This is a genomic window from Aeromonas sp. 19NY04SH05-1, assembly GCF_040581895.1.
GTDB lineage: Bacteria > Pseudomonadota > Gammaproteobacteria > Enterobacterales > Aeromonadaceae > Aeromonas > Aeromonas enteropelogenes.
Map to the genome: position 1 here is coordinate 2,476,517 of NZ_CP095328.1, position 18,626 is coordinate 2,495,142.

An 18,626-nucleotide genomic window follows, 5' to 3' on the forward strand; every position below is an offset into this window, starting at 1 on the left:
ATCAATCCATTAATTGGGCCAGCGCACGCCAAAACGCTCGCCATAACCGGTCTGTTCCTGAAACGCATCGATGCGCTCCCGGATCTTCTCCATCTCCTTGCTGCCCGCCGCCCAGGCGGCATAGCGCAAGGCCTGGCAATCGCCGTGGCTCGGCAGGGCCGCGATGGCACCGCCCACCAGGCTGCTACCCCGCTGCACCATCTCCTTGAAGCGGGACTCATACTCGAACATGCTGGAGAGTACCCTGGCCCAGTCGTCGCGGGCAGATCCCGTGCTGTTGCGGCTCTGGCTCCAGCGGGGCAACAGCACGGTCGCCTGGGTCAGGACAGTGACCTGGGTAAGCTGGCAGCGCCCCGGCAGCTGCTCCGTCTCGAGCTGCCAATCCACCTGATAACTTGCCTTGCCCAGTACCACCTTGCCATTCACCCTGGGGGCACTCTGAACGATGGCGCTGGCCAGTTGGTCCGGGCTGGTTGCATTGACGTCATAAAAGCGCACATTGATGCGGGATTCGGGCACCACCTGCGGCCTGACTGTTTGCGCCTGGCTCGCCAGCGGCAGCAACAACAACCCGATCCCTACCACCATGTTATGAAACTTGCTGACCATGCCAGACTACCTTCCTTGATTGCACGGGCGAAACAGCAACCGCGCCGAAACGGGTGCCACATAGATAACGCTATAGCCTATGTGCGACCAGGATGCTGCGCAATACCATGATTGTTCAGAAATCTGAGCCCGCTCACAGGTTCCGTGAGTCACCTGGGCGCCAAGGGTGAAATTGACAATTTTATCGCCTGGATCCGGCTATTCTGCGCCAGCTAAGGTGATAATTTTTCACATTGATGTCATGACCATCTATCTGAATGAAATGATCATTTTCAATGCGGTTGGCAAAAAAGCGGCGATCTGCCCGATCTCTTAACCACAACTCGCAAAGTCCAAGCTTACCTCGCCGGGGATAAAATTGGGGGATGGTCAACAGCACCACCCCATCCACTCGCATGGCCTGCCGGGAGAGACAATCATCACTCGTCATGCCGGTGATCAGGGCCGCGAAACGGGGACCCTCTCCCACGGCGACCATCAGCACGCCGTAGGCGCGGGCTGCCGTCAGGTGTCGCATGGCGATCGCCTGACAAGGACCCGTCTGGTGAAAGCCGTCGTTGTTCATTGCCAGCACTCGATTTGGCATAAACATCAAACAAGCACAAATTAAACAGAGTTTAATTCTGTGAAATTGCAACTTCAAAATACATAAACCCTAAAAACCATACAATGGGAGTCAGATTAGGCAGTCATAACCACCAGGTAAAGTGCTTTTATCCTTTTAAAATGCTGTTTCCACTGGGAAATGTTGATGTGGAGCAAACTACTACCGGCTTGTTGTCGCGGGATTACCCCCATAGGAATAGACTTATGCCACTTTCACCTACCCAATAAGGCTATATATGCTGGAACTCGTTATCGGCACCCTGGTCACCCTGGTGGTGGGCCGTGCCATCTTCAAGGGATACTCCGCCACCGGCGTACTGCTCAGCGGTGGCCTGCTATTGCTGCTGGTCACCGCCCTGATGGGCAAACCCGTCCTGCCAAGCAAGGTCGCCAGCACCGGCTACCTGGCAACCGACATCTTCGAATACGTCCGCTTCCTGCTCAATGACCGTGGGGGTGGACTGGGGATGCTGATCATGGTGCTGTGCGGTTTTGCCGGCTACATGAGCCATATTGGCGCCAACACCATACTGGTCAAGCTGGCCAGCAAACCCCTCGGCTTCATCAAGTCACCCTATATCCTGCTGGTCGCCGCCTATCTGGTCGCCTGCGCCATGTCTCTGGCGGTCAGCTCGGCCACCGGTCTCGGGGTATTGCTGATGGCGACCCTGTTCCCGCTGATGGTCAACATGGGGATCTCCCGTGGTGCCGCGGCGGCCGTCTGCGCCTCCCCGGCCGCCATCATTCTGGCCCCTACCTCCGGTGACGTGGTGATGGCCGCCCAGGCCGCCAACATGCCGCTGCTGGACTTTGCCTTCAAGCTGACCCTGCCCATCTCGCTGGTGGCCATCGCCTGCATGGCGGTGACCCACTTCTTCTGGCAGCGCTACCTCGATCAGAAATCCGGCGAACACAACGAACCTGTGGCACCGGGTGACCTGATCACCTCGGCTCCCGCCTTCTACGCCATCCTCCCCTTCACTCCCATCATCGGGGTGCTGGTGTTTGACGGCAAATGGGGACCGCAGCTGGATATCGTCACCATCATCGTCATGTGCATGGTGCTGGCCAGCCTGCTGGAACTGATCCGCGTGCGCAACGGCAAAGAGCTGCTGGACGGCCTGCAGGTGTGCTGGCGCAACATGGCGGATGCCTTCGCCGGCGTGGTCATGCTGCTGGTGGGTGCCGGCGTCTTTGCCCAAGGCCTGATGACCATCGGCTTCATCGACACCCTGCTGACCCATGCCCAGGATCTGGGCTCGGGCGGCCTGATCATGATGCTCTCCCTGGTGGTGATCACCACCTTGGCGGCCTTCACCACCGGTTCGGGCAATGCCCCCTTCTACGCCTTTGTGGAGCTTATTCCCAACCTGGCCAGCAGCTTGGGCATCAACCCGGCGTATCTGGTGATCCCCATGCTGCAGGCATCCAACCTGGGCCGCACCATCTCACCGGTCTCCGGCGTGGTGGTCGCCTGTGCGGGGATGGGCAAGCTCTCCCCGTTCGAGGTGGTCAAACGCACCAGCATGCCGGTCGCCGTCGGCCTGCTGGTGGTTATCCTCGCCACCCAGATCATGGTCCCCGCCTGATCCCCCACCAGCCCGGCGCCTGCCGGGCTGGTATCTTGCCCCCCTGTTGCAGTAGACTCGGTGCCTCTTTCCCTAAGGAGGACCGAGATGAGTATTACGGTTCAACTTGCCCACTTCAGTGATTGCCACTCCCATTTCGACGGCGCACCGATCAGCTTCTCTCCCGTCGGTTACCCCCAGTGGCGCACCCAGTGCGGCGGTTATGCACGGATCCTGACCCGGCTCACCCAACTGCGTGCCAAGGCCGCCAGCCAAGGCCAGGCCAGCCTCTTCTTGCATGGTGGCGATACTTTTCAGGGCTCGCTCTATTTCAACCGCTTCAAAGGTCGCGCCAACGCCGACCTGCTCGCCATGTTGCAACCCGATGCCATGGTGATCGGCAACCACGAGTTCGATCTGGGCAATGGCCCCCTGGTGGAGTTTTTACGCCAACTCGATTTTCCCGTGCTGGCCGCCAACCTGGACAACAGCCAGGAGCCCGACGACACGCCCCTCGGGCTCTGGGATCTGCCCCACCTTTATGATGCGCACCAGCCCTGGCATCGCCGTGAACTGGGCGGCATGCCGTTTGCCCTGCTCGGCATCACCCTGCCCCAGATGGCTGCCATCGCCAACCCGGATCCCCACACCCGCTTCCATGCCGTGGCCGACACCCTCACCCGGGTGCTGCGCGAGATAAAGGAAGAGGGGATCCACCATATCGTGCTGTTGAGCCATCTCGGGCTGGAGCAGGACAAACTGCTGGCCGAGCGCTTCCCCGAGCTCAGCCTCATCATCGGCGGCCACACCCACAGCCTGCTGGGAGATCTGGCACCGCTGGGACTGCCAAGCGAAGGGGAGTATCCCCTGATGCAAAACGGGGTCGCCATCCTGCATGCGGGGCACAGTGCCCTCTGTCTCGGGGTGTGCGAACTGGCCTTCGACGAGGCGGGCCGCGTGGTGCAAAGCCGGGGGCAACTTGAGTGGCTGCCCTGGCAGCCCTGGCCGTTTGCGGGTGACGTCCCCGCCGGGCTGGTCTTTTGCGAGCCGGATGCCAGGGTGGAACAGCATCTGGCCAGACGCTACCGGCCGGAGATCGAGACCATGACCCAACGCATCGTCACCCACCTCGACACTCCTCTGCTGCATCAGCGCCTGCCGGATGCCCTGCTGCCAAACGGCAGCCAGGTGGCGCCACTGGTCGCCCGGGCCATGCTGGCAGCGGCACGCGAGCAGGTCGGTCAGGTGGATTTTGCCCTGCACAATGCAGGAGGCGTGCGCTGCTCGCTGGAGCAGGGCCCGCTGAGCGAGGCCGATATCGCCGGGCGTCTGCTCCCCTTCGCCATCCCCCTCACTCTCTATCGGGTCCATGGTCACGAACTGGCGGAGGCACTGGAGGGGGCAATTGACAACGCCACCAACAACGGCGTGGCCGGCAATGGCAGCGGCAGCTTCCCCTACACTGCCGGGGTGCGCTTCTGTTACCGGGCCGAGCGGCCCAAGGGGGCGCGCATCACCCGGCTGGAGTGGGAGCACTCCCCCGGCAACTGGCTGCCAGTCGAGGCCGATGAGGTCTATCGCGGAGTATCGAGCGCCTATACCGCCTCCGGCAAGGAGGGCTACACGGCGCTGGCCCGTACCCTGACCCAGCACAATCAGGAGCTGGGCATCACCCTGGCGGACGCCTTCATCCGCTGGGCCCGTCACCTGTCGACCCTCGCCATCCAGCCACCGCTGGTCGAATACCATACCGCTACCCCCTGACAACCGGGGAGCCATGGCCTGATCCGCCGTTGGATCAGGCCATTTACGAGAATATTTTCCCTGCACGGGCCTGCCCCATTGCATCGGACTCGCGGCCTCGGCAAGATAGGCCCGCTTTCAAGACCAGCTGCAGGAGCAGGCGACTTCATGACTCACTCCATTCGTTTCACTCCCCCTCGCGTCAACCCGGGCGTCAAACCCGTCGTGGTGCTCATGACCGCCCTGCTGGCGCTGCTCTTCAGTTTGCGCAACCCCCTGTTTTACGCCATGGCGCCAGGATTTGACGCCTCGCTGTTTGCCGTCATGGGCAAGATGTGGAGCGAGGGGGGCGTGCTCTACCGGGACATGATCGACATCAAGGGGCCGATGATCTTCGCCCTCGATGCACTGGGCTATCGCCTCGGCGGCTTCGTCGGGATCTGGGCGCTGGAGTGGGGGCTCTGCTGGCTTGGGCTATTGGCAAGCTGGCAGGCCTTTGCCCAGCTGGGGTTGTCGTTTCGAGCTCGCCTCGGCTCCATGCTGGCGGTGTTGGCGCTTTACGGCACCCGTTACTACTACGGCAACATGACCGAGGACTGGACCTTTCATCTGGCCCTCATCGCCCAGTGGGCCTTCATCACCCTGTTGCTGGACAAGCGCTTCGAGTGGTGGCCCGCTCTGGTGGCGGCGCTGACCTTCGCCATCGTCGCCTGGATGCGCACCAACAATGGCGCCTTCTGGGGTGGCTGGTATCTGGTGCTGTTCTGCCACTGGTGCCTGCACGAGAAGTGGCGCGACGCCCTCTTGCTGCTGCTCTCCAGCCTGCTGGGGCTGGCGCTCATCGGCGGCCCGCTCTACGCCTACTTCCAGCAGCACGATCTGCTGGCAGCATTCAAATACTACGCCTTCGATATCTTCTTCGAGGGGAGCTACGGTAACGGCGTCTCCCCCGCCGTCGGGGCCGTCGGGCTGTTTCGCACCGGCCTCATCATGTTGCTACCCCCCTTCATCCTGCTGATGCTGGGCCGCCGCCAGGAGTGGTACCTCCCCGTGCTGCTGGTCACCCTGTTTGGCGTGCTGTTCACCCTGATCGCCAACTCGGTCTCCGGCCATGTGTTCGATCACTACGATGTGCTCTACCTGCAGCTGGGTCTGCTGCCGCTGGCGGTGCTGCTGGATCGCAGCGAACAGCAGGCAGATGCCATGGGACTGCTGTGCATCTCGCTGGTGGTGCTCACCGCCAGCTGGCTGCTGGCCCAGCAGCTCGGCTATGGCTGGAGCACCAAGGAGTGGTCCCTTGCGCGGGTAAACGAAGTGCTCGGTAACAGCTTGCTGTGGGCGCTGCCTGTGCTGATCCTGGTGCCCCTGTGGCGTGCCTGGGATGTGCGCAGCACCACCCCCTGGCTCGCCACCCTGGCCATGTTGATGCTGATGATCAACAACGCCTGGGAAGGCACCCAGAAGGGGCGCCCCTTCAATCCACCGGCTCAGGTGCGGGTCGATCGGATCAAAGCCGAAACAACCCCGAGCGACAAGATCTGGGTCGACGGCATCCAGCCGCAATATTATCTCTGGACCGATCGCCAACCGGCGTCAGCCTACCTCTTCTTCTCCAACGTCAACCCGCCCTATGACGTGCGCGAGCGGGTGCTGGCCGATATCCAGCGCCAGCAACCCAAGTTCATCATCGCCAAGCCGGAACGGGTGAGCGAGGAGCTGAAAAAGCCCACTTCCCCCTCCCACCTCGCCTTCTATCAGTACCTGACAAGCCGGTATGAAGAGGTGGATCCGGGGCTCTATCGCAGACGCTGACGGCTCTCAGATACAACAAGGGCGGCCATGATGGCCGCCCTTTTCATTGCATTTTGCAGCCTGCCGGCGGTAGGCAAGCCGGCTCGCGATGACTACAATGGCGCTCTTTTTGGATGTAACGGGTGACACACATGGTGGAACTGACCTATCTGGGGGGCTATCCCGAGCCTCTCAAGGCCCAGGTGCAGCAGCTGATCGCGGCGGGCAAACTCGGGGAAATGTTGGCCAAGCGCTATCCGGACAGTCATCAGATCCAGAGCGACAAGGCGCTGCTGGCCTACACCATGGATCTGAAAAATCGCTACCTCAAGAGCTCGGCACCGCTGGCCAAGGTGGTGTTCGATGGCAAGATCAACGTCATCAAGGATGCCCTCGGCCTGCACACCTATGTCAGCCGGGTCCAGGGCAGCAAGCTCAAGGCCAAAAACGAGATCCGCATCGCCGCCCTGTTCAAGGAGGCGCATCCCGCCTTCCTGAAGATGATAGTGGTGCACGAGCTGGCTCATCTCAAAGAGAAAGATCACAACAAGGGCTTCTACCAGCTCTGCCAGCACATGGAGCCGGAGTATCATCAACTGGAGTTTGATTTGAGGCTCTGGCTCACCTGGCGGTATCTGGAGCGGGCCGGGCACTGATCAGCCAGGCAGAGGGCTGGGGGAGATCATGGCATTGATATGCATTGTAAAACGAGTGATGCCCCTTCCCTACGGAGGGTGGCGCAGGTTCGCCCTGCTGCCTGCCTTACTGCTTTCCTTGTCTTGGCCCCACGTGAGCGCCGCCGAGCGCTGGCAAAGCGACAGTTACCTTATCGAGAGCTTCATGACCATCGCCATGGAGCGGGAGTATGGCGAGGCAAAACAGACCCGCTTCGCCCGCTGGCAACAACCGGTGCGCCTCAAGCTTGTCAACGAATCGGGTGACAAGCCGCTGCAGGCGGAAGTGGTCAAGGTACAAGCCGCCCATCTGGCCCGCATCACGGGCCACCCCATCACCCTGGTCAGCGACAATCCCAACCTGACCCTGATCATGACTGATTACCAGCGGATGAGGAGCTGGGCAAACCGCACCATGGGCGGAGATCCGTCCGTCAACATGGCCCTCAAGGAGGGGCTCTGCCTGGCCAACTTCGCCACCAACAAGCAGCACGAGATCAGCCGTGCCACCATCATCATTCCGGTGGACTACAGCCGGGCCAAGGGCCGCTTTCTCGATTGCGTGGTGGAGGAGTTCACCCAGGTGATGGGGCTGCCCAACGACTCCGACAAGGTATTTCCCTCAATCTTCAACGACCACAGTGTCGACAGCTTCCTGACCGGCCTTGACTATGTGCTGCTCAAGCTTGCCTACCACCCGGCGCTCAAGGCGGGAATGAACCGCGAGGAAGTCAGAGCCGCCCTGCCCGTGGCCATCAAAGCGCTGCGCACCCAGGGGGAGATAAGCGAGGCCAACCGCCGGGTACAGCAGCAAAGCCTGAAAAGCTGGGCCGGACTCTGAGTCACCATCACCCCGTGTCCTGCCCCATCCGCTCAAAACAATAACGCAGCCCATGGCTGCGTTATTTTGTTTCAGGGATGTCGTCTCAGGGGCGCCCTCGAGTGCGAGAAATCCGTATGACAACACCGACCACCCCGCAGGCGTCTCCGTTCGTTGTGCTTTCCTCTGCTTATGCTTTGATCTCAGCTCCGTACAGCCCCAGCATCAGCCTTGCCAGCTCAGGAGGCAAGGCTCTCCTCCGGCATCCAGCTGTCGGCGTTCTCCCACACCTCCTGCACCATGGCTTCGGCCAGCTCTTTCTCTTCCTTGCTGGCGCGGCTGACGGTCAGGGACATGGTGCTGCCCGGGGCAACCCGTACATGCAGATCCGGGAACTTCTCCCCCAGCTGCTTGAGCAGCTCCTGGCGCAGCGCTTCCATGGTGGAGGTCGGGATCTGATGTTTCTTGTCGATGATGATTTCCAGACGCATAGGATACTTCTCCATGATGATTAACTGTATTTTTATACAGTATTTTGGGAAAGTAAAGAGCCTGGTAGAGAAAGGGGCAAATGCCCCTTAGAAAAGGTCCAGCTGCTGGCCGCAGATCCGCTCGAACGACTCGCCGATAAAGGGCAGGATGGCGTCGGCAATGGGCCTGAGCTGCTTGTCGATGTAGTGCTCGTAGTCGATGGCGCTGCGCCGGTATTCGAGCGGCTCGGGGCCGTTGAGGGTCATCAGGTAGGCGATGGTTCCCCTGTGCTGGTAGCGCTGGGACAGACCGCGGCGCAGGTTTTCTTCATCAGCAAGGCGCGCCGCCCGCACATGAGGTGGCACGTTTTTCTGGTATTCCTCGAGTTTTTGCCGCAGTCGCTTGCGATAGACCAGCAGATCGTCGTGCCGGCCAGCCCGGGTCTCGTCCACCATGGTTCGTACATAGCTGCCGGGATCCTCATCGTGAAACACCATCTCATAGAGGCGGGTCTGGAACTGCTTGGCAAGCGCCGTCCAGTCGGTGCGTACCGATTCGAGCCCCTTGAACACCAGACGTTCAGCCTCTTGACCTCCTGGCGCCGCCACCAGGCCGGCGTAGCGCTTCTTGCTGCCCTTCTCCAGCCCGCGAATGGTGGGCATCAGAAAACGGCGGTAGTGGGTCTCGTACTCGATCTCGAGATGGCTAGGCAAATCGAACTCGCGCCTGATCAGCGCCGTCCAGTTGTCGTTGATCATCCGGGCAAGGCTGCGGCCGATCTCGTCCGCCTGCTCGGCGCTGGTCTCGCGCCCCAGATGGACGAAGGTGGAGTCGGTGTCGCCATAGATCACCTCGAACCCCTGCCCCTCTATCCACTCCCGGGTCTGCTGCATGATGCTGTGACCGCGCAAGGTGATGGAAGAGGCAAGGCGCGGATCGTAGAAGCGACAGCCCCCCGACCCCAGTACCCCGTAGAAGGAGTTCATGATGATCTTGATGGCCTGGGAGAGCGCCTTGTTGCTGGCCGCCTTGGCCCGATCCCGCGCCGCCCACAGGGTGGCAATAAGATCCGGCAGGAAGTGCCGCTCGCGGGAGAACAGGGCGCCGCGAAAACCCGGAATGGCGTGGTCGGGATGCTGCAACCCCTCCACCAGTCCCATGGGATCGATGCAGAAAGTGCGGATGATGCTGGGATAGAGGCTCTTGAAATCGAGCACCAGCACGTGACGATAGAGGCCCGGTTTGGAGTCCATGACATAGCCGCCAGGGCTCGCGAGCCCCCCGTCGGCGGGCAGATTGGGGGCCACGTAGCCGCCGCGATGCAGTCGCGGCAGGTAGAGATTGGTAAACGCCGCCACCGAGCCTCCGACCCTGTCCAGCTCCAGGCCGGTGAGGGAGGCGCGCTCGATGGCGAAGGGGATGAGGTGGCAGAAATCGAAGATCTCCCACACCAGCTTGCAATCTTCCAGGTTGTAGCGAGCCAACGCCTCCTTGTCGGAGTGAAACAGCTCGGTGATCTTCTCCCCCCGGTTGGCCACATCCTCGATATCCTTGCCGCGCCCGAGCAGTTCGCTCGCCACCGCATCCAGGCTGTAGCTGGCAAACTGCCAGGTGGCGCTTTTCAGGGTATCGATGCCGTCCAGCACCATGCGCCCCGGGATGATGACGTTACCGGTCTGGGGATCGCTGCGGGAGGAGCGCCAGAAACAGAGCTCGCGCCCGCGCCCAAGCCTCAACCGCCGTTTGTTGAGCTCGGCCCGGCGCAGCAGCAGGCGAAAGTCGAAGTTGACCACGTTCCAGCCGATCACCAGATCCGGATCGTGGCGGCTAAACCACCCCTCCAGGGCGCTGAGCAAAGCATCCTCATCCGCCACCCATTCGATACGGGTCTCCCACTCCTCGGCACCGGCCTCGGGGGCCCCTATCATGATGACCCGTGCATCCTCGGGGCTGTAGAGCCCCACCGAGAACAGCGCCCCGTCCATGGCGCACTCCACATCCAGCGACACCCAGGAGAGGGCGGGCGTCACTGCTTGAGGGGCACAGCGCGCCTCCTGCACCTCCCAGTAACCCTGTTTACCCCCTTTTCTCACCGCCTTGCCGCCAAAGCGCACCCCGGCGGTGATAAAGCGCTCCATGAGAAAACGCTCAGGCAAGCGGATATCCGCCTCGAAGTGTTCCAGACCGCGAATGAGCAGCAGCTCGATGGCACGATGGAAGGCGCTCAGGGTGGCAAAGTAGCAGCCCACCACGGCGCGACCATCGAAGGTGTGCATCGGCAGGCGGCGAAACCGCCCGCTCACTCCGGCCCCCTTGAAGAGCTCGGCGGCCTCCGCCATATGGCTTTGCGGCAGAAAGAAGACCGGCTCCTGCCCCGGCACTACCAGTCGCACCGCCCCCTGCTCGCTCCAGAGCCACATCACGATTTCGGTGCGCTCCCCTTGCGCGCCGCGCCCACGCACATCCCGCCCGTGACGGGTCAGGATAAAACCTTCCTGGGGGGGCATCGCCGGGGGCGTGGGCTGGAACTCGGTCATAGAAGCTAACGGGGTCTGTCCTGGGATGGAAGTATTGTACGTTCATACAGTATCGGCCCGCAATCGCCAAAGCGGCGGCACGCGAAGGGGCGAGCTGGTAAGCTGGTCTTTCGCCTACGACGCCGGCACGGTTGCCTGCGGCGCCCTGCCCGGCTTTGGTACTCAGCTATCGGTACCCTCAACACAAGGAGATCATTGTGGCCCTCTATGCCCTGCTGGATCGGTTGGCCATCCCCTACCAGCGTTTCGACCATGCTCCCGTCTTCACCTGCGAGGAAGCGAGCGACCTGCTGCCCGACCTGCCCGCCGCCAAGACCAAAAATCTCTTCCTGCGCGACCCGAAAAGCGAGCGGCTGTTTCTGGTGGTGGCCCCGGAGGCGATCCGGGTCGATCTGAAGGCGTTGGCCGCCCGCCTCGGGGTCAAACGCCTGAGCTTTGGCTCCCCCGAGCGACTGGAGGCCGCCCTCGGCCTCACCCCGGGCTCGGTGACCCTGCTGGCCGTGGTGCGCGACACGGCACAAGCGGTGGAGCTGGTGGTGGACGAGACCATCTGGCAGGCCGAGCAGGTGCAGTGCCATCCGCTGGTCAACACCGCTACCCTGATCCTCAAGCTCGACGATGTGCGCCGCCTGCTGGCTCACCTGGGGCGTCAGGCGAATGTCATGGCACTGCCCGAGCGGGCTGACTGACACACTTCGCAATGTGATCTTGTCTAGACGTCTATTGCCCATGACACGCCCGACAAAAAGAGCGCCTGATGGCGCTCTTTTAGGTGACAAGGCAGGGGTCAGTAACTCCCCTCCTGCTCGGCTCGCATCCGCGCCTGGCGCGCCAGCGCCTCCTCTTCGGCGCTCTCGATTTCGTACAGCACGGCATCGAGATCGACCGCGGCCGTGCACTCCTCAAACAGGCCGGTCAGCTCGCTATCCGGAGTCAATTTTCCCTCTTCAAACAGTGCCCACATCTCGGCGGCGTACCGGGTCTTGAGAAGCTCGGGGGCATACATGCCGTAGTAGTTGCGCATGTTGTTGACGTCGCGCTCCAGCATGGCCCTGGCCTGGTTGTTGGCGGCAGCATCCACCACCTGGGGCAGATCGATGATGACGGGGCCCTGCTCGTCCACCAGTACGTTGAATTCGGAGAGGTCCCCGTGAATGAGGCCGGCGCAGAGCATGCGCACCACGTAGCGGATCACCTTGCCGTGATCGATGAGTGCCTGCTCGCGTGAGAGGGCCACATCGTTGAGGCGGGGGGCGACATTGCCGTCGGCGTCGGTCACCAGCTCCATCAGCAAGACGCCATCGAGACAGACATAAGGTCTGGGTACCCGCACACCCGCGGCCGCCAACTTGAACAGGGCATCCACCTCGGTGTTCTGCCACACCTCCTCGTGCTGTTTGCGACCGTATTTTGAGCCCTTCTCCATGGCCCGGGCATTGCGGCTGTTGCGCACCCGGCGCCCCTCCTGATAGACCACAGCCTGCTTGAAGCTGCGCTTGGACGCCTCTTTATAGACTTTGGCGCAACGGATCTCGTCGCCGCAACGCACCACATAAACATCGGCCTCTTTGCCGCTCATCAGCCGGCTGACGACCTCGTCCACCAGGCCATCATCCACCAGGGGCTGGATTCGATTCGGAATTTTCATGACCGCCCTTTCACCCTATTTGCGCGCCGAAAGAGATCATCTCGCCTCTTTCCCCGCTCCTTGTTTGTTCGTGGGCCACAGTTATCCCCTGTTTGACCCTTTGCTGTCCACTGCGGCGCACACCTTCGGCCACAAAAATGGCCCGCAACCGGGCCATGGGATCAAGAGTCGGGCGGCAAGCCTTCACGAATGCGCCGGATCCCCGCCTCATAGAGGCCATCGGGCCCCTCCTGGTGTTCCAGGGTTTCGAAGATCTTGAGAAACCACATGTACTGCTCGGGATGGCGCGCCACCTGTTGCTCGACCATCCGGTTCATGGTGTTGACGTCAGCTAGCAGATCGTCGCCGGGATAAGGGTCGAACGGCGGCTCAATTTCGAGCAGGTAGCAACCGGCATCCTCGTCATAGCTGGCAAAGATGGGCACGGCCTTGGCGCCGGCCAGTTTCACCAGCTTGGGCAGAGCCGGCAGGGTCGCCTTGGGGTGACCAAAGAAGGGAACGAACACGCTCGCCTCGCGACCATGATCCTGATCCGGCAGGTAGAAGAAGCTGGCCCCGCTGCGGAGCGCCTTGATGGCGGGCTTGATGCCGACGCTGCGCTCGTACACCTTGCCCCCCTTGGTCCGCTCGCGGTTGATGTACCAGTCAAATACCGCATCCTTGGGGCTCTTCATCATGGTGCACATCTCTATCCCCATCAGGGAAAAGTAGCGGCCAATCATGTCCACCGCCCAGGTATGGGGCACCACCAGGATCATTGGCCGGCCTGCCGCCTGCTCGGCTGCAACATGTTCCCAGCCGCTCACCTTGATGCGACGGGTCAACCTGGCACGGCTGCGCCAGGTCAGCTCGCCAAAGCCCATGAAGGTCTTGAGGCCGACCCGAATAGACTTGAGCAGCAGCGCCTGGCGCCCGGCCACGTCCAGCTCGGGAAAGCAGATCTTGAGGTTGGTATCGGCGATGTAGGCCTGTTTTTTCGAGACCCGCAGCAGGGTCGGTGCGACCAGATCGGCGAAGCGATCCCGCCATCTGGCAGGGATGAAGGCCAGCAGGGAGAGCAGTCCCAGGGCACACCAGCTGCCCCACCATTTGGGGTGCAGCAGGCGGGTTTGGAATGAGGTATCAAATACCGGATCGGATGCGGACATACCTGCCCTCGGTTCATAAAAACAAACGGTTATTGTAGTTATCCTGACATTTTTTTCTACTCCGGGGGCACCTCATCGCCGATGGCAAGGCACTGATCGGACTAGTAATAATTAAAAATGGCCCACATGGGGCCATTTTTGCAACGAAGTAAATCAGGGCTGGGGTGACAACCCCTTTCGGATCCGCTGGATCCCCGCCTCATAGAGGCCGTCCGGCCCTTCCTGGTGTTCGCGGGTATCGAAGATCTTGAGAAACCACATGTACTGGCCGGGATGGCGGGTGAGCTGCTGTTGCACCATGTCGTTCATCCGCCGGGTATCCGCTATCACATCCTCGGTGGGATAGTTGTCAAACGGTGCTTCTATTTCCAGACGGTAACAGTGAGCGGCTTCATCGTAGCCCGCCAGCAGCGGCACGGCCTTGGCACCACTCACCTGCACCAGTCGTGGCAGGGCGGGCAGGGTCGCCTTGGGATAGTTGAAGAAGGGAACGAAGATGCTCTTCTCGCGCCCGTGATCCTGATCCGGCAGGTAGAAGAAGCTATGCCCCCCCTTGATGGTTCTGATCACCGCCTTGATCCCGGCGCTGCGCTCGTAGACCCGGCAGCCATTCTTGGCCCTGGCCCGGTTGAGGTGCCAGTCAAACACCGGATTGCGGGCCCGTTTCATCATGGTGCACATGGGCACGCCACGCTGGGTGAAGCAGTAACCGGCCGCATCCACCGGCCAGGTATGGGGCACCACCAGGATCACCGGACGACCGGCCTGACGCTCAGCCTCGACATGTTCCCAGCCGCTGACCTGGATCCGCTTCATCAGGTACCGGGGGCTGCGCACGGTGAACTCGCCAAATCCCAGCAGACTCTTGAGGCCGACCCGGATGGAGGTCATCGCAATGGCATCCCGCTCGGCCGCACTCTTCTCGGGAAAACAGATAGCCAGGTTGGTTCTGGCGATATAGATCTGTTTTTTGGAAAAGCGGAACACCAGGGGCGTCAAAGCGTCGGCCAGGCGATCCCGCAGACGAACCGGCACAAAGGCCAGCACCATCAAGATCGCCAGCGCCAGCCAGCTCAACCAGTAACGGGGATGCAACAAACGGGGTTTGAAAGAGGCGTGAAATACGGGGTCTTCTTGGACGGTCATCGATTGGAGTCAAGCGAAAAGTGGTGAGGCATTGTAGTTGGCCTGACAGGTAATACCAGTGAATTCTCAGACAAACGAATAAAAGTGCCGTGAATTCATTAATCTGCGACAAAATAATGAAAAATGCCCCGCTTGGCGGGGCATGTTGACGATTGTTTCATCAGGGGCGGCAGAGCATCAAACGGGGTTAGCGATGCGCTATGCCTCCCTCGACTGCGGGCTCCCGCTGCGGCAGGAAGAACATCAGATAACGTAGAGCCACATAACCGACGATCACGGTCGCAATTCCCAGCTCGACGTGGGCAAGCAATCTGATCTGCTCCACATAGTGTGCTGCCTGCGGCCAGCCACTGACCAGGTTGGCCACCTTGAACAAGGCAGTGGCGCCGATCACCATCGGGAAGGTGAAGGCTGCATAGCCGGGGGAAAACGGCAGGCGCAGCAACTTGATGAAGGCCAGATAGATGATGCAGGTCATCAGGATGGCGATCCCCAGCAGCACGGCCACCAGCAGCAGGGAGGGATCCTGGCTGACGGTCAGGTAACCGGCCAGGGAGAGACTGGCAGGGGCCGCCAGAATGGCGATGGTCGGCTTGGCTGCGTCCGGTACTTCATGACTGAAGATGAGGCGATAGAGCATCAGCGGCAGCATCAGGCCGTAGCAGATGATGCCAAACCAGAGCAGAGCGTTGGCCAGCGCGGCAAACTGGCCGCCCGGGAAGGCGACGTCGGCCACGATAATGCCCACCGGCGGCACGAACCAGCTCGGCACCATATGGTGAATTTCGAACTCTTTGGCACGGTGCCAGATAAAGGTGGCCAGGAAGATCAGGTGAATGGCCACGGCAAACAGCCAGAGCGCCTCACCCGCCTGCGGCGCCATCATCCCCAGCGCTTTTGACACTACCATGGTCCCCATGGCGTAGGTAGGCACCACGCTGCCCACCACGGGGTGAGCCAGGTCTTGCCACAAGAGACGGGGATGAAGCAAAAACTTGAAGGTCAGGATCAGCAGCAGCACGGCGGCCACAGCGGCACCCAGCAGCTGCATGCGCCCATCGAACTGACCGGCATTTTCCCAACACCAACCGAGACTGGCGATGCCAAGCGCCAGACCCGCCATGGGGGTCGGTGCTTTGCCTAAGGATTTACGGGTTCTTGCGATCATGACGACACCTTTCTCTATCAGACGATGGCGATAGGATAATGGCCGTATGTCGTTTAGGATATCCAAATGAATTGAATCATATGTTCAGGAAGATCAAACACCATGAAGCTGACCCTGCAACAACTCAAGGTCTTCGCCACCATCGCCCGTTACGGCAACCTGGGACTCGCCGCCAACGAGCTCTGCCTGAGCAAGGGCGCCGTCTCCCAGTCGTTGCAGGAGCTGGAACGCCAGCTGGGTACCCCGCTCTTTGATCGCATCCATCCCGGATTGCAGCTCAACAACGAGGGACGTCTGCTGCAACCCGCCGCCGAAGAGCTGCTGACCCGGATGCAGGATATCGAAAACCTGTTCAGCCCGGATGCCAAACCGAGCGGCCAGTTGCGCCTCGGTGCCAGCCAGACCATTGGCAACTACCTGCTGCCGACCCTGCTGGCGAGCCGCAAGCAGGAGCTGGGGCTGCCGCCCAAGGTGACCATCACCAATACCCACAAACTCTGCCATGCGCTGGCCAACTTCGAGCTGGATCTGGCGCTGATCGAGGGGGAGAACCATCACTCGGATCTCATCGCCGAACCCTGGCTGCAGGACGAAATGCTGGTAGTGGCCCATCCGGATCACCCCCTCGCCAACCAGGGTACCCTCACCCTGCCCCGGCTGGCTGACGAAACCTGGGTGCTGCGGGAGCTGCAATCGGGCAGCCGCGAACAGTTTATCCAGCAGATCCAGCCAGCCCTGCCCCGCTGGCAGGCCGGGCTCGAACTCAACACCCTGGAGGCAGTGATGCTGGCGGTGGAAAAGGGGCTCGGGATCTCCTTCATCTCTCGCCTCGCGGTCTTGGACCGGTTGCAGGCGGGGCGTCTGGTGGTGCTGCCCCTCGAGCAGCGTTTCCCGCGCCAGCTCTCCCTCATCTGGCACAAGCAGAAATACCATTCCGCCTCCCTGCGCCACTTTATCCACTTCTGCCGGACTCAGGTGAACAATGCCGAGGTGATCCGAGCAGAGTAACGCCTGACCAGAGCTCTGGTGGCAAACCAACACGCTAATGGCGGAAACGCAAAAAGCAGAGAGGGCGCCACGGCTCCCTCTCTTTGATTCGCTCTCGCTGACTATCACTTCGCCAGACTGCGCAGCCAGCTGATCTCCTCACCCCAGATGGACTCGTCGATGGTCTCGAGGATCAGTGGAATACGATCGAAACGATCGTCATTCATGATGTGATGGAACACCGCCTCGCCGAGATTACCCTCACGCAGGCTGTGGTGACGATCGACCCGGCTGCCAAAGGTGCACTTGGCGCCATTGATATGCATCCCCTTGAGATACCGAAAGCCGACCGTCCGCTCAAACTCGGCAAAGACTTCGGCACAAGATTCTGGCGTGCGCAGATCGTAACCGGCAGCGAAAGCGTGGCAGGTATCGAAACAGACCCCGACCCGGCACCTGTCCTCCACCCCCTCGATGATGGTGGCAAGGTGCTCGAACGACCAACCGAGGTTGGTACCCTGCCCCGCAGTGTTCTCGATCACCGCCGTCACCCCTTGGCTGCGCTCCAGCGCCCAGTTGATGGATTCGCTCACGAGCCGCAGACTCACGGCCTCGGGGATCTGCTTGAGGTGGCTGCCGGGATGAAAGTTGAGGTAGCAAAGGCCCAACTGCTCGCAACGCTTCATCTCGTCGAGAAACGCATCACGGGACTTGGCCAGCGCATCGGGGTCGGGGTGACCCAGATTGATGAGGTAGCTGTCGTGGGGCAGGATCTGCTCGGGGAGAAAACCGCCCTTCTCGCACGCCGCCTTGAAGGCACGAATGCTCGCCTCGGACAGGGGGGCAGCCTGCCATTGGCGCTGGTTCTTGGTAAACAGGGCGAAGGCGTTGGCGCCGATGGCTTGGGCACGGGCAATGGTGTTCTCCACCCCGCCGCTGGCGCTGACATGGGCTCCGATATATTTCATGGGATCTCCTCTGGGGTGGCTGTCCATCCTCTCTTGCGCCTGCAAACAGGCATGGGGAGGATGGGGCCTCTCTGATAAGGCGCCATTATGCCGATCCCGTCCGCCCTCGCCAAACCGGGATATCCGATAGCCGGCATCGGCAATGCAGGTTGGACGGCGATGGTAGCGGCCAGATACGGTGAGCGGGCATAAAAAAACGCAGCCCTGTCGCTTGCGCGGCGGCGGCTGCGTTTCTCTCTTCTCGGCCATCTCCCCCTATGCTGTCAAGCCAGACAGTCAAACCTCGGCTTGTCACGACGGGGAGCGGGAATGCGTGGCGAGAAGCGCCTTAGAACGGCATCTTGAAGCCTGGCGGCAACTGCATGCCACCGGTCAGTTCGCCCATCTTGGTCTTGTTCTGCTCTTCTACACGACGCACGGCATCGTTGCAGGCAGCGGCGACCAGATCTTCCAGCAGCTCCTTGTCATCTTCCATCAGGGAGGGATCGATCTCGATGCGACGCACGCTGTGGCTGCCGGTCATGGTGACCTTGACCATGCCTGCACCGGCTTCGCCGGTCACTTCCATCTGGGCGAGCTGCTCCTGCATCTTCTGCATGCGCTCTTGCATCTGCTGGGCCTGTTTCATCAGGTTCCCCATTCCACCTTTACCAAACATATGTCGTCTCTCGTCTTGAAATCCGGCATCCAGCGCCGGGCTGTGGGCTTGTCTGTCCTAGATGGGGACAGCCAAGCGGCTTTT

Annotated in this window: 17 protein-coding genes; 7 read left to right on the forward strand and 10 right to left on the reverse strand. The window is 61.2% G+C overall.

Going from position 1 to position 18,626, the window contains the following annotated elements; genetic code table 11:
- Positions 1-9: 9 nt before the first annotated feature.
- Positions 10-609, reverse strand: a complete 600-nt coding sequence (locus MRK42_RS11370) for a DUF922 domain-containing protein (protein ID WP_026456209.1) — start codon at positions 607-609, stop codon at positions 10-12.
- A 181-nt stretch (positions 610-790) separates the two neighbouring features.
- Positions 791-1,174, reverse strand: a complete 384-nt coding sequence (locus tag MRK42_RS11375; RefSeq protein ID WP_338609947.1) for a hypothetical protein — start codon at positions 1,172-1,174, stop codon at positions 791-793.
- 277 nt (positions 1,175-1,451) lie between these two features.
- Between MRK42_RS11375 and dcuC the strand changes: the two genes are divergently transcribed.
- From dcuC to MRK42_RS11400, 5 genes are all read left to right on the forward strand, one after another.
- Positions 1,452-2,804 (forward strand): anaerobic C4-dicarboxylate transporter DcuC, encoded by a 1,353-nt coding sequence (gene dcuC, locus MRK42_RS11380; RefSeq protein WP_026456207.1) that lies wholly within the window; start codon positions 1,452-1,454, stop codon positions 2,802-2,804.
- 87 nt (positions 2,805-2,891) lie between these two features.
- Positions 2,892-4,547 (forward strand): bifunctional UDP-sugar hydrolase/5'-nucleotidase, encoded by a 1,656-nt coding sequence (locus tag MRK42_RS11385; RefSeq protein ID WP_338609950.1) that lies wholly within the window; start codon positions 2,892-2,894, stop codon positions 4,545-4,547.
- 147 nt (positions 4,548-4,694) lie between these two features.
- Complete coding sequence (locus tag MRK42_RS11390; RefSeq protein ID WP_338609952.1) at positions 4,695-6,338, forward strand: hypothetical protein; 1,644 nt, start codon at positions 4,695-4,697, stop codon at positions 6,336-6,338.
- Positions 6,339-6,469: 131 nt separating this feature from the next.
- Positions 6,470-6,973 carry a M48 family metallopeptidase gene (locus MRK42_RS11395; protein ID WP_338609954.1) on the forward strand — a complete coding sequence of 168 codons (504 nt, stop codon included), beginning with the start codon at positions 6,470-6,472 and terminating at the stop codon, positions 6,971-6,973.
- Positions 6,974-7,031: 58 nt separating this feature from the next.
- Positions 7,032-7,832 carry a DUF2927 domain-containing protein gene (locus MRK42_RS11400; protein ID WP_338612474.1) on the forward strand — a complete coding sequence of 267 codons (801 nt, stop codon included), beginning with the start codon at positions 7,032-7,034 and terminating at the stop codon, positions 7,830-7,832.
- Positions 7,833-8,050: 218 nt separating this feature from the next.
- Here the strand turns inward: MRK42_RS11400 and MRK42_RS11405 are convergent, their stop codons facing one another.
- Positions 8,051-8,302 carry a DinI family protein gene (locus MRK42_RS11405; RefSeq protein WP_026456204.1) on the reverse strand — a complete coding sequence of 84 codons (252 nt, stop codon included), beginning with the start codon at positions 8,300-8,302 and terminating at the stop codon, positions 8,051-8,053.
- 87 nt (positions 8,303-8,389) lie between these two features.
- Positions 8,390-10,819, reverse strand: coding sequence for a DNA polymerase II (locus MRK42_RS11410; RefSeq protein WP_338609956.1), 2,430 nt, complete (start codon positions 10,817-10,819; stop codon positions 8,390-8,392).
- Positions 10,820-11,016: 197 nt separating this feature from the next.
- Here MRK42_RS11410 and MRK42_RS11415 point away from each other — a divergent pair, with 197 nt between their 5' ends.
- Positions 11,017-11,508, forward strand: coding sequence for a prolyl-tRNA synthetase associated domain-containing protein (locus MRK42_RS11415; protein ID WP_042069209.1), 492 nt, complete (start codon positions 11,017-11,019; stop codon positions 11,506-11,508).
- A 98-nt stretch (positions 11,509-11,606) separates the two neighbouring features.
- Here the strand turns inward: MRK42_RS11415 and MRK42_RS11420 are convergent, their stop codons facing one another.
- The 4 genes from MRK42_RS11420 to MRK42_RS11435 all read right to left on the reverse strand — a co-directional run bounded on the left by MRK42_RS11420 (position 11,607) and on the right by MRK42_RS11435 (position 15,929).
- Complete coding sequence (locus MRK42_RS11420; RefSeq protein ID WP_338609959.1) at positions 11,607-12,467, reverse strand: PA4780 family RIO1-like protein kinase; 861 nt, start codon at positions 12,465-12,467, stop codon at positions 11,607-11,609.
- 161 nt (positions 12,468-12,628) lie between these two features.
- The gene (locus MRK42_RS11425) at positions 12,629-13,615 is read right to left on the reverse strand and encodes a lauroyl-Kdo(2)-lipid IV(A) myristoyltransferase (protein WP_338609961.1); all 987 of its coding nucleotides are present in this window, start codon (positions 13,613-13,615) and stop codon (positions 12,629-12,631) included.
- Between the two features lie 153 nt (positions 13,616-13,768).
- On the reverse strand, positions 13,769-14,761 hold the full coding sequence (gene lpxM, locus MRK42_RS11430) for a lauroyl-Kdo(2)-lipid IV(A) myristoyltransferase (protein WP_338609963.1): 993 nt from the start codon (positions 14,759-14,761) through the stop codon (positions 13,769-13,771).
- Between the two features lie 187 nt (positions 14,762-14,948).
- Positions 14,949-15,929 carry a TDT family transporter gene (locus MRK42_RS11435; protein ID WP_338609965.1) on the reverse strand — a complete coding sequence of 327 codons (981 nt, stop codon included), beginning with the start codon at positions 15,927-15,929 and terminating at the stop codon, positions 14,949-14,951.
- Between the two features lie 102 nt (positions 15,930-16,031).
- Between MRK42_RS11435 and MRK42_RS11440 the strand changes: the two genes are divergently transcribed.
- The gene (locus MRK42_RS11440) at positions 16,032-16,937 is read left to right on the forward strand and encodes a LysR substrate-binding domain-containing protein (protein ID WP_338609967.1); all 906 of its coding nucleotides are present in this window, start codon (positions 16,032-16,034) and stop codon (positions 16,935-16,937) included.
- A gap of 104 nt (positions 16,938-17,041) precedes the next feature.
- Here the strand turns inward: MRK42_RS11440 and nfo are convergent, their stop codons facing one another.
- Together nfo and MRK42_RS11450 are read right to left on the reverse strand one after the other, a co-directional pair.
- Positions 17,042-17,884, reverse strand: coding sequence for a deoxyribonuclease IV (gene nfo, locus MRK42_RS11445; protein ID WP_338609969.1), 843 nt, complete (start codon positions 17,882-17,884; stop codon positions 17,042-17,044).
- A gap of 328 nt (positions 17,885-18,212) precedes the next feature.
- The gene (locus MRK42_RS11450) at positions 18,213-18,542 is read right to left on the reverse strand and encodes a YbaB/EbfC family nucleoid-associated protein (protein ID WP_041210739.1); all 330 of its coding nucleotides are present in this window, start codon (positions 18,540-18,542) and stop codon (positions 18,213-18,215) included.
- Positions 18,543-18,626 lie beyond the last annotated feature (84 nt).